11 protein-coding genes are annotated in these 10,327 nt (G+C 49.0%); 3 read left to right on the top strand and 8 right to left on the bottom strand.

What is annotated here, in order from left to right; translation table 11 throughout:
- Positions 1-191: 191 nt before the first annotated feature.
- From CVV44_17205 to CVV44_17180, 6 genes are all read right to left on the bottom strand, one after another.
- Positions 192-602: a twitching motility protein PilT gene (locus CVV44_17205; protein ID PKL37369.1), complete on the bottom strand. Its 411-nt coding sequence runs from the start codon at positions 600-602 to the stop codon at positions 192-194.
- On the bottom strand, positions 602-844 hold the full coding sequence (locus CVV44_17200; protein ID PKL37376.1) for a type II toxin-antitoxin system prevent-host-death family antitoxin: 243 nt from the start codon (positions 842-844) through the stop codon (positions 602-604). The genes CVV44_17205 and CVV44_17200 overlap by 1 nt, the downstream gene beginning before the upstream one ends.
- A 352-nt stretch (positions 845-1,196) precedes the next feature.
- The gene (locus CVV44_17195; protein PKL37368.1) at positions 1,197-1,655 is read right to left on the bottom strand and encodes a hypothetical protein; all 459 of its coding nucleotides are present in this window, start codon (positions 1,653-1,655) and stop codon (positions 1,197-1,199) included.
- Positions 1,656-1,666: 11 nt separating this feature from the next.
- Positions 1,667-1,978, bottom strand: a complete 312-nt coding sequence (locus CVV44_17190) for a hypothetical protein (GenBank protein ID PKL37367.1) — start codon at positions 1,976-1,978, stop codon at positions 1,667-1,669.
- Entirely contained in the window at positions 1,975-2,526 is a 552-nt protein-coding gene (locus tag CVV44_17185; GenBank protein ID PKL37366.1) for a hypothetical protein, read from the bottom strand. Before CVV44_17185 ends, CVV44_17190 begins: the two co-directional genes overlap by 4 nt.
- A gap of 21 nt (positions 2,527-2,547) precedes the next feature.
- Positions 2,548-2,814 carry a hypothetical protein gene (locus tag CVV44_17180; GenBank protein ID PKL37365.1) on the bottom strand — a complete coding sequence of 89 codons (267 nt, stop codon included), beginning with the start codon at positions 2,812-2,814 and terminating at the stop codon, positions 2,548-2,550.
- Positions 2,815-3,245: 431 nt separating this feature from the next.
- Between CVV44_17180 and CVV44_17175 the strand changes: the two genes are divergently transcribed.
- Positions 3,246-5,426, top strand: coding sequence for a hypothetical protein (locus tag CVV44_17175; GenBank protein ID PKL37364.1), 2,181 nt, complete (start codon positions 3,246-3,248; stop codon positions 5,424-5,426).
- 98 nt (positions 5,427-5,524) lie between these two features.
- On the opposite strand, the gene CVV44_17170 is transcribed toward CVV44_17175, so the two are convergent.
- Positions 5,525-6,475: a hypothetical protein gene (locus CVV44_17170; protein ID PKL37363.1), complete on the bottom strand. Its 951-nt coding sequence runs from the start codon at positions 6,473-6,475 to the stop codon at positions 5,525-5,527.
- Positions 6,476-6,694: 219 nt separating this feature from the next.
- A complete protein-coding gene (locus CVV44_17165; protein ID PKL37362.1) occupies positions 6,695-7,261 on the bottom strand; it encodes a nitroreductase family protein in 567 nt (188 codons plus the stop codon).
- A 258-nt stretch (positions 7,262-7,519) separates the two neighbouring features.
- Here CVV44_17165 and nagB point away from each other — a divergent pair, with 258 nt between their 5' ends.
- Positions 7,520-8,311, top strand: coding sequence for a glucosamine-6-phosphate deaminase (gene nagB, locus CVV44_17160; GenBank protein PKL37361.1), 792 nt, complete (start codon positions 7,520-7,522; stop codon positions 8,309-8,311).
- Between the two features lie 25 nt (positions 8,312-8,336).
- Positions 8,337-10,256 carry a hypothetical protein gene (locus CVV44_17155; protein ID PKL37360.1) on the top strand — a complete coding sequence of 640 codons (1,920 nt, stop codon included), beginning with the start codon at positions 8,337-8,339 and terminating at the stop codon, positions 10,254-10,256.
- Positions 10,257-10,327 lie beyond the last annotated feature (71 nt).

The following is a 10,327-nucleotide window of genomic DNA, read 5'->3' as shown; positions in this document are numbered from 1 at the left end:
GCGTTTGAGCGAGCGCCCTTTTTTCGCCTCTTTTTTGTGGCGTGACAAAAAAGGGGCAAAGGGCCTGTCCCGGCCCCCCGGGACATCCCACCCGGCAGAGGGATTCTGCCAAGAATCCCCGTTCCCAGGTTCCGGGAAACCGGAACATACATCACCCGGCCGGTGATTCCGGCCAAAACCCCCACGGTAATCTACTCAACGGCAATGCCGATCACCCGGGCGGCATCGGCCAGTTCCCTGTCAAGAGTCATAAGTTTTGCTTTCTTCCTGATCGCCAGCTCAACATACACGGAATCATAAGAGGAAAGGGAATGCAACTGTGATATTTCAAATATTCGTTTAGAAAATACCAGTCCCATCTCCGAGTCGGTTTCAATTTTTAATTTATGAACAAGTTCTAGGATATTTTCAACTTCAGCCTGTTTTAATCGTTTCCGCTTTACCGATACATTCAGAACATTATTTGTTTCATACCACCACAGCAGTGGAATGAAGACCTGATCCTGCTTTTTCAGATTGAGAAAAAATGAGCGGACATATTCAGATTTTTCATCGGGAAGGAATAATGCCGACGAGAAAGAGCAATCTATCACATAATTCATCAGTATTTTCTGCCCTTATTGATATATTCTTTAATGTCGGTCTTCCCTTTCACCGATTTCCTGATCGAATCAAACTGCCCGATAATGTCTTCGATCACATATTCGGCCTCATAGTCCGTATAGGGGACAAGCCGGGCAACGGGCTTGCCTCTTTTAGTTATGACAAACTCATTCCCCTTCTGAACAGTCTCTATGAGTTCAGATAAATGTGTCTTGGCTTCAAAAGAACCGATTGTTTTCATTTTTGTTTTCATACAACTAGTATAATATACCAGTTGTTTTCCGTCAAGCATAATGCCGCCGGGATATGCCATACGGCATCATGACGGCAACCTGTTTATGACACCAATCCCTTCCCGGCCTTAAAGCCGTTTCATAGAAACATCCATGAGGCGGCCTCTGTATATAACACGAACGAGCCAGTGGGAAATGATGATATTTTTTTTCAGGATTTTTGGGAAGTGCCACGAAGGCATGGATGCCGAGAGCCGGCCGGGTGTGGTGCAGGAGGGGCGCCGCGCCACACCCCTCCTGCAAAGTCCCGGCCCTCTCAGGGCCTCCCTCCCCGGCAAAGGGCCCTGCCGCAACTCCCCGTCACAAGGAAAGCGCCGCAAGCTTCTTCTCCAGTGCCGACTTAAAAGGCACGGTAACAATAAGAACCATGACTACGGCGTAGCATACCGTTTGAGACGCAATAACGATATAAAACGCCACGGGGATATCCTGGGATTTAGAGATGCCATACAGCGTCATGAGGACGCCCATGAGCGTGCCCATAAAACCGCTGAGCAGGATAATCCTGGTCGCCATGGAGAAAAATGCGATACCCTTCAGCACTTCGCTTTTCGACGGTGTTTCATCGAAGGCCGCCCTGAAGGCATCAACAATGCCGCTGGGCCCGAACACGGACAGGAGAAGAAAAATCACCGGCAGGAAAACTATCATCAGGCTGGGTGGGTCCCAGAATACACGCAGGTCCGCTCCGCCGATGAGAATCCCCGCGGCAAACACTCCCAGGGTAAGTGGTGCATAGGCCATGTAGCTTTTTTTCATGAGAGTACTCCTTACTTGCGATATTTAATTATTCCCCGAAGCGATTCCAGCTTCAGGCTGAACGATGTTTCTACATCGTATGTCTCATTCACCGCCCCCAGCACATCGATGAGCGGGTTCCGATGAGAGCCATGAGTGAGTACGACGATAATGATCAGTGCTGCGGCCATGCCATTGAAAAGGATATTCAGGTACAACGAAGATTGCCTGCGGATCACCGGCCGATATGCCATCGACTCCGAGGATTCCGGCGGCATGCCGGGGATATGCTGTTGTCCTATTTCCCGCGCATAATACTTTTCCATGATTTCTTCAAGCTTCATAGCCAGTCCTCCAGGTCAGACTTAAGGGCTCTCTTTATTGCGGTTATGCGGGTCTTCACGGTATTGATATTCATATCCATGGACGCGGCAATATCGCCGATCCGCATGTTCTCAAAAAACCGCAGGTAGGCAATCTGACGATCATCGGGAGCAAGACCGTCAAGGGCCTCGCGGATCGCCCGGTCCAGGCCGGAGCGGATACATTCATCGGCGGGATCACCGGCCCTGCCGGGAATCGTGTCGTGGGCCTCTTCATGGATATGCCTGGTCCTCAGGTAATCTATGCAGCGGTTCCGCGCTATCCGGTACGCCCAGACTTCAAAGGAACGGGACGGATCATATGACGGCAGGCCCTCATATATTTTCAACATGATATCCTGAAAAAGATCATCACGGTTTCCCGTCTCCCCCGGCAGTATAATCGATATAAAGTATGATACCCGTTTTCCATAGCGATTCCAGATCTCGCTGAAAGTATCATCATGCCCGGCCTTTTCGGGGCTGCCATACCGATCTATACTGTTTTGCCTGTTTCGTTTCATTTCCAATGGGATACCCGTGTGATCGTACTATATATGAAATACGAAGGAAAAGAATAAAAGTTTTAATTTTTTTCGATTTAAAGAGGAAAAAACAACATACACGAAAGTGAGGACAAGGATGTCCGAACGCCTTGGGCTGCGTTTGAGCGAGCGCCCTTTTTTCGCCTCTTTTTTGTGGCGTGACAAAAAAGGGGCAAAGGGCCTGTCCCGGCCCCCCCCCCGGGACATCCCACCCGGCAGAGGAATTCTGCCAAGAATCCCCGTTCCCAGGTTCCGGGAAACCGGAACATGCATCCCCCGGCCGATGATTCCGCCCCCACCCTGCTCCGTCTATGTTCCTCCGTTGTTCCTCCGTTGTTCCTCCTATATTCCATCTATGATACTCCAGACGCCCATACAGAAAAAACAGCCAATGTCTCAAAAATTTATTCAATTCCACCACATCCCATGCGTATTAACATATAACGAGCCCTGCATGGGCCATGGATATATACGACGCAATCGGAGTACTGATCTTTGAAAACCTTAAAAGTTTGATGGCGACTGACCCGTCCGCAGTAGAGACGCGAGGCATCGCGTCTCTACTGCGGACTCACTCCACGGAAAATTCATCAAAGTTTTATCCTTGACTATCACCCCCCGGGGATCATATACTTTTATATTTGTTATGCTCATCAGTAAAGCCTCCAGCTGTCAGTAAAAACGCATACGAACATGAGGGTTCCATGAAACAAGACGATATCAATCTGCTGAAGAGTTACCCCATAAAGGTGTTCATTACCACAGACCTTATCGCTTATATATTCCACGTACCCATAACCGTCCTGACGTCATACCTGGTTCTTCCAATTTCCAGCACCCATATTATAATTTTTTCAGGCGTAGCCCTGGTCCTTATCGGCATTGCCATAACGACAACGATAATACAGCTCCGCTCTTTTTTTATGCCCGTGTCCCTTTACTTCAGGAAGTTTTCAAACAATGAAGACTTTACCGATGAAGAATATGAAACGGCCCGCGTGCGTTTCTTTGAAGCGCCGGGGAAACGGGCCGCGAGCGGAATTATCTCCTGGGTTCTTCTCATGTCGGTAGCCATAATCTTTTTCTTTGTGACCTTCAAACCGTCCTTTACGGCGAGAATCGTTCTGTATCTCCTGGCGGTCATGAATGTATTGACTATCGGAACCCTCTACTACCTCGCCATCGATTCATGGAACAGAAAGGTGGGGCGCCTGGGAGTCTTCCCCCGGGGCCTTGCCCTCAGTGAAAGCATACGGTCGAAGCTGAGCCTCAATCTTGCCTTTATAATAATGGCTTTTTCGGCCATGATCATCACCCTCCTTATCCCGGTAGTCTATGGACTCAGTTACCACTACATCAGGCTGAATTACACCAATCAGATGAAAACTGCCGTTCACTATGTAGACCGGGAGATGACCGAACTGGAGCGGGAGGAGATAGATATCGACAATACCCTTCATATAAAGGATATGAAGGTGGGATTAGCAGGCTCCATATTTGTTGCCGGCAATAACGGCACGATACTCATTCATCCCGATAATGCCGTCGTGGGAACATCGATCAAAGATGAGCCCTATTTCAGCGGCATCACGGGAGCACAGAAAGAAGGATTTCTGCAGTTCCGGAAAGATAATGCCGATCATGCCGTCTATTACCTGAAAAACGCCGGGGCCGGCCTTATATCAGCCTCGATCATTGGGATGTCGGAAATCGAGGATGACTGCATGAACATAACGCGGATTCTTGCAATTGCCGCCGCTATCGGACTCATAGTGCTCGTAGCGGGAGTTTATTATCTCATCGCCGGCAGGCTGCGTCCCCTGTCGGAATTCAAGGAAACCATCGTGGAACTGAGCAACGGCGATCTGACCCGCCAGGTCATTAATTATCTTGACGATGACATGGGTCTCATCATGTCAAACATCGGCGAGTTCATGCTGAAGCTGAACGGCATCCTTAAGAGCATCCAGGATGTGGCCAATGAGCTCGCATCCTCGTCCAAGGAGATGTCCTCGGCGTCATCATCCTTTTCCCTGAACGCGCAGAACCAGGCCGCTGCCGCCGAAGAGTCCACGGCCACGGCCGAGGAAGTGTCGGCGGGCATAGAAAACATCGCCTCCGGCGCCGCACGCCAGTCCGCCAGTCTCACGGTCCTCAATACGGAGATCATGAATCTCGACGGCAGTATCACCGAGATAGACAGCCAGATCAGGGAAACCGTCGAGCTCAGCGGCTCCATTTCCCTGCGGGCCCGTTCCGGCGAGGAATCCCTGCGAAACATGAACGACTCCATGAAAAGCATCACCGAAAGTTCCAACCAGATGACGGCAATCGTTGGCATCATTAATGACATATCCGATCAGATAAACCTGCTGTCGCTGAACGCGGCCATAGAAGCGGCCAGGGCCGGTGACTCGGGCCGCGGATTTGCCGTGGTGGCCGATGAAATTTCCAAACTGGCGGACCAAACCGCCCAGAGCATCAAGGAAATAGACCGCTTTATTAAAATAAACAATGACGAAATTATCAGGGGAACGGCAAGCATCGCCCAGACCTCGGAGATAATCCAGTCCATCATCAACGGGGTCGCAGAGATAAGCGCCTGGATGAAAGACATCTCCGAGAAAATGCGGAAACAGCTGGACATAAAAGAGCGGGTTACAACCGAGGCCTCTTCCGTGGCGGGTCAGTCCGAGATAATCCACAGCGCGACCGAGGAACAGAAGAAGGCCATGGAGGAAATAGTGAAATCCATAACGGCAATCAATGAGCTGACACAGGTGAATGCCGCCGGTGCCGAAGAAATGACTGCCAATGCCGAAAGCGTCGAGCACATGGCCGATGAACTAAAGAGCGGCATAGATTTCTTTAAAATTTTATCCTGACACACAGGGCGGGCTGTAAAAAGACGCGGTATTCGTGCAGGCATGAAAAAACCCGCCATGCTCAACAGCGGGTTTCTTCATTTTACCTGTGCCGAATATTAATTAAATTTGTCCATTACCTGCTTCAGGTTACTTTTTGCGGGACCATGGGTTTCCCTGTTGTAGGCCTTCTGAATATTCTCTCTGAGTTTGCCTTTCAGGGCATTGACGACAAAGTTCTTTGATTCAAGTTTTACCCGTGTGAGGTCGGCATATACACCCTCGCGGAAAGAATTATCCTTGTTTTCCGAAGCATATTTTACAATGTTATGCACCAGGGTGTATCGTTTCGATTCTTCCTGATCATTTATATACCCGGAAAGGAAGTTGTTCCCGTTTTCACTGCTGAACTTTGAACCCGTCGCAAATTTCATATATTTTTCCATCTTCATTTCCATCTGCATCGCCTCGGTGATGGAAAAGGGAACATCCTGCATGGCCTTTTCTACAGCGTTTCTCTTTTTTTGTGCAGCATACTGCCGGTAGTTGTAAACCGAATTGTCTTTTTCGAGAATGATGCGCCATTGCTGATTTTTCTTTCCGGTAAAGGGATACCATATTACTTTTGTAAAAACGGTTTTCTTTTTTTCCGCGCCCTGTTCATCCAGAACCATGTTATCGGAAACTTTTATAAAGAATGTAGTGTCATCCAGCATGAGGAAGCTCACAAGCTCCGGACTCGTTTCCTTAACTGTGGCCTGATCACCTTTTTTAAGATTGCCAAGTCCGTGCTTCACCGCGATAACGCTTTTTGATCCCGCCAGTTTCACGAATACCCTTCCATCACTGAGCATGCCTGGAACCTGCCATTTCTGCTCACTCCGCTTCCAGTTATTATTTACAACCAGGTTGCCGTCCTTGAGGGTGAGAACCATGCCGCTGTGAACATTCTGTAGATAGAATGGCTCATCAGGGAACTGGTTGAGGACGGGATAATTTTTCGCCTCTGCCATAAGGCCGACGGCAACGCATACTGCTGCCAGCAGTAACGATATTTTTTTTACTTTCATGAGAAGACTCTCCACGGTATTATTGATATAATTTGGTGAGGCACCAGATAAAGATACAATGTCACAGCGCACATGTCAATAGCAATAATCGCGGGGAGAGCGGAGGCCGGAATTTTTTTATCATTTTCAGCACCAATTCATTTAATTTTTACACGTATTATTAGTTGCATATTGGAACTAATAATACCGTACATCCGGTTTGTCAATGCTGCCACTTCATTACCGTATTATTTTCAATACCACCGGGGGTTCCCGGCGGCGCACCGGTGGTATGGATTCGGGATACCCGATAATAATCGGGGCCACGATCTTCATATCATCGAAGAGACCAAGCTCGCTACGGAGCCCGGGATCCCTCACATCGAAACCCAGATTGACCCAGCAGGTGCCCAGTCCCCGGACCACGGCGGCATTCATGAGATATCCGGCACAGAGGGCGCAGTCAACCATGGTATTCCGGTAATCCACCGGGCCACATATTATTATTAAAGCAGGAGCGTTGTAAAATACATTGTAGTTCTCATTACGCAGCACCGCCTCGTACCGGTGAGCCGTGTCTTCGGGATTTTCCATGATCCGCTGAAGAATGTTTTTCTTGCTCTCATCTGATATTCGTTTCATCATATCTTTGTTATTGACTATGACAAAACGCCATTGCTGGGCATGACTCGCGTTTGGCGCCAGAGTGCTTTCCGTGATAATATCCATCAGTAACGCCTCGGTCACTGACCTGTCGGTAAAATTGCGGATTGACCTGCGATTTTTCAATAATTCGCCGTATTCCATGATGTTCCTCCCGGTATAAAACAGTAGATGATTACACTGAATTGCAGTATTTGAACTCACGGGAAAAGTCAATCATTATCAATTGAAAAAGGTATATCCGTGTCATACAGACGCGATTAATAGCATATGTACGACACGGATATGCCCTGGCCAATAAATGATTTGACTTCTATCCTGACTCCGGATAAATACTATCAGTATTCAGCTTTATGGGAACTCATAATTATTCATAAAAATAAATATATGGAGTGAATATCTATGGAAATAATAATTGCGAAAAATTATGATGAAATGAGCAGAATTTCGGCAACGATCATAGCCGGTGAAATCAGAAAAAAACATGATCTCACCCTGGGCCTGGCCACGGGAGACACGCCCGTGGGCACCTACAATGAACTGGTAAAAATTTACAACCAGGAGGGGCTTGACTTTTCCAAGATAACAACATTCAACCTCGATGAATATATCGGCCTGGCCCCCCTTAACGAAAACAGCTACAATTATTTCATGAAAGAAAATCTCTTCGAACATGTGAATATCAATCCGTCAAAAGTATTTGTACCCCAGGGTAATACAAATGACCCGGAAATTTTCTGTGAATGGTATGAAAAGAAAATCCGCGAGTCCGGCGGCATCGATCTCCAGATCCTCGGCATCGGCCGCGACGGCCATATCGCCTTCAACGAGCCCGGGTCCTCCTTCGCAAGCCGCACGCGGGTAAAGGCTTTATACAAGGAAACCATCGATGACAACGCGCGGTTCTTTGACAAAAAAGAAGATGTTCCGCGTTTCGCCATTACCATGGGCGTCGGTACTATACTGGAGGCAAGAAAGATTCTCCTCATCGCCAACGGCAAAAAAAAGGCCGAGGTCTGTGCGAAGTTCATCGAGGGACCCGTTACGTCGATGATAACGGCATCGGCCCTGCAGCTCCATTGCCATGCCACGGTTGTCCTTGACCAGGAAGCGGCATCCATGCTCACGCGCACGGAATATTACAACTGGGTCCGCGACAACAAACAGCTGGTGCAGAAAAAAATAGGTCGTTAATATTAAAAATGAGTGAAGACAAGCCATGACAAATAAATTGAAAAAACTCACGGGCAATGTTTTAGAAACATCGTCATTCCTTAAAAGCGTCGCGGCTTTAAAGAACGATCAATTCAAAAGCAGGCTTTTCAGGAACAACGTACGGAACCTGCTCGATGAAGAAATTGGGCAATTGCAGAAGCAGGGGAACATATCCCATGACTGGAACGCCATCCTCGTTGTTGAAGATTTCATGACCACGGGGATATTCAACAGCTCCTTTTACGGGAAATGCCGCCTCGGTAAATTTGACGGTACCGGGCCGGCAAAAGACGGCCCCTGGGGCCTTCCTGCTGGAATTTACCGCAGTACGGTTGTCGATTCGGAAATCGGCAATGGGTGTATCATACATGACACGGGCGTTCTTGCCAATTGCGTTGTGCGCGACAGCGCAATGCTTATCGGTAACGGGTCTATATCGGCATCGGGAACATGCACTTTCGGTAACGGCATCGAGATAGCCGTGGGCAATGAAACGGGCGGAAGGGACATAGTATCCTACGCCGACCTTACCATTCCCGTTGCCGAAACCATAGCCCGGAATCGCTCCGACAAAGACCTGTTAAAGGCTTACAAGGATTTCACCGATGAGTATCTTTCCCGGTGCTCAGCGCCCCTGGGATATATCGGGGAAAAAGCCGTCATCAAAAATACCGGCACTATTGAAGACGCCTTTATCGGCGATCATGCCGTCATCAATGGTGCCGTATTGATCAAAAACTGCACCATCCTGGCAACGCCGGAAGAGAAGACGGAGATCAGCCACGGTGCCTGGCTAAAGGACAGCTGCGTACAGTGGGGGAGCGAGGTCACATCCATGGCCATCGTCGACAAGTCCGTACTCTGCGAACATTCCCACGTAGAGCGCCACGGCAAGGTCACCATGAGCATAATCGGCCCGAACTCGGGCGTGGCCGAGGGTGAAGTGACTTCGTGCCTGCTGGGACCTTTTGTCGGCTTCCATCACCAGTCCATGCTCATTGCCGGGATATGGCCCGAAGGAAAAGGCAATGTGGCTTACGGCGCCAATATCGGCTCCAATCACACATCAAAATCACCGGACCAGGAAATCTTCTGCGGCGAAGGACTCTTTTTCGGCCTGGGATCGAACATCAAGTTCCCCTCGGACTTTACCGGGGCCCCCTATTCCATTATCGCCACGGGAGTTGACACGCTGCCCCAGAGGCTTGAATTTCCCTTTTCCCTGGTCAATAAACCCGCAAGGCTGATTGCGGATATTTCCCCATCGTACAACGAGATCTTTCCCGGCTGGGTCCTCTCACAAAACATCTACTCAGTGAGAAGGAATGAAGGCAAGTATAAAAAGAGAAACAAGGCCCGCCGATCGGAATTTGAATTCTCCGTATTCAGGCCTGCCATCATCGACCTCATGATCGCTGCGCGGAACAGACTGAGAGGAGCAGCTGCCGAAAGGGAAATATACACCGACAGTGATATTCCCGGGCTCGGCAAAAATTATCTGACGGAGGAGAAGAGGAAAACGGGGATCGAATCATACGAGCTGTATATCGAATATTATGCCCTCATGCGCATGCTGGAACGCATTACAGCGATGACTGCAGGAAAAAGCGCGACTTCTCTCAAGGGAATATATGGCGATGCGACAGACGACGGGCAATGGGAGCATGCCAGGAAGGTCCTTGCCGGTGAAGGTTACACCGGCAGGTCCGTAAAAGACAACCTGATCCGGCTTATGGAAATTCTCGAATCGGTTTCGGCAGACACGTACCGCTCCAAGGAACGCGATGACATCAGGGGAGGAAAAATAATTCCCGATTATGCCGACGTCAACACGCTGGCGGGCAACGATTCCTTCATTAAAGAGACCATTGAGGAAACGGTGGAATTAAAGGAACGCATACAGAGCATTATCGCCGATATATAATGCCACCGTGTGATAATACAGGAGAGGGTTTCCCTATGTAGGGGAGGGTTTAAAACCCTCCCCTACATTAT

It is taken from the genome of Spirochaetae bacterium HGW-Spirochaetae-1 (genome assembly GCA_002839375.1).
GTDB lineage: Bacteria > Spirochaetota > UBA4802 > UBA4802 > UBA5550 > PGXY01.
The sequence above is the reverse complement of the archived record's forward strand: the minus strand, read 5'-3'. Positions and strand labels throughout refer to the sequence as shown.

What these genes read in the sequence shown, in the direction of transcription:
- CVV44_17205 (PKL37369.1), bottom strand. Translation starts at nt 602, where the DNA reads ATGAATTATGTGATAGATTGCTCTTTCTCGTCGGCATTATTCCTTCCC.
- CVV44_17200 (PKL37376.1), bottom strand. Translation starts at nt 844, where the DNA reads ATGAAAACAATCGGTTCTTTTGAAGCCAAGACACATTTATCTGAACTC.
- CVV44_17195 (PKL37368.1), bottom strand. Translation starts at nt 1,655, where the DNA reads ATGAAAAAAAGCTACATGGCCTATGCACCACTTACCCTGGGAGTGTTT.
- CVV44_17190 (PKL37367.1), bottom strand. Translation starts at nt 1,978, where the DNA reads ATGAAGCTTGAAGAAATCATGGAAAAGTATTATGCGCGGGAAATAGGA.
- CVV44_17180 (PKL37365.1), bottom strand. Translation starts at nt 2,814, where the DNA reads ATGCATGTTCCGGTTTCCCGGAACCTGGGAACGGGGATTCTTGGCAGA.
- CVV44_17175 (PKL37364.1), top strand. Translation starts at nt 3,246, where the DNA reads ATGAAACAAGACGATATCAATCTGCTGAAGAGTTACCCCATAAAGGTG.
- CVV44_17170 (PKL37363.1), bottom strand. Translation starts at nt 6,475, where the DNA reads ATGAAAGTAAAAAAAATATCGTTACTGCTGGCAGCAGTATGCGTTGCC.
- CVV44_17165 (PKL37362.1), bottom strand. Translation starts at nt 7,261, where the DNA reads ATGGAATACGGCGAATTATTGAAAAATCGCAGGTCAATCCGCAATTTT.
- nagB (PKL37361.1), top strand. Translation starts at nt 7,520, where the DNA reads ATGGAAATAATAATTGCGAAAAATTATGATGAAATGAGCAGAATTTCG.
- CVV44_17155 (PKL37360.1), top strand. Translation starts at nt 8,337, where the DNA reads ATGACAAATAAATTGAAAAAACTCACGGGCAATGTTTTAGAAACATCG.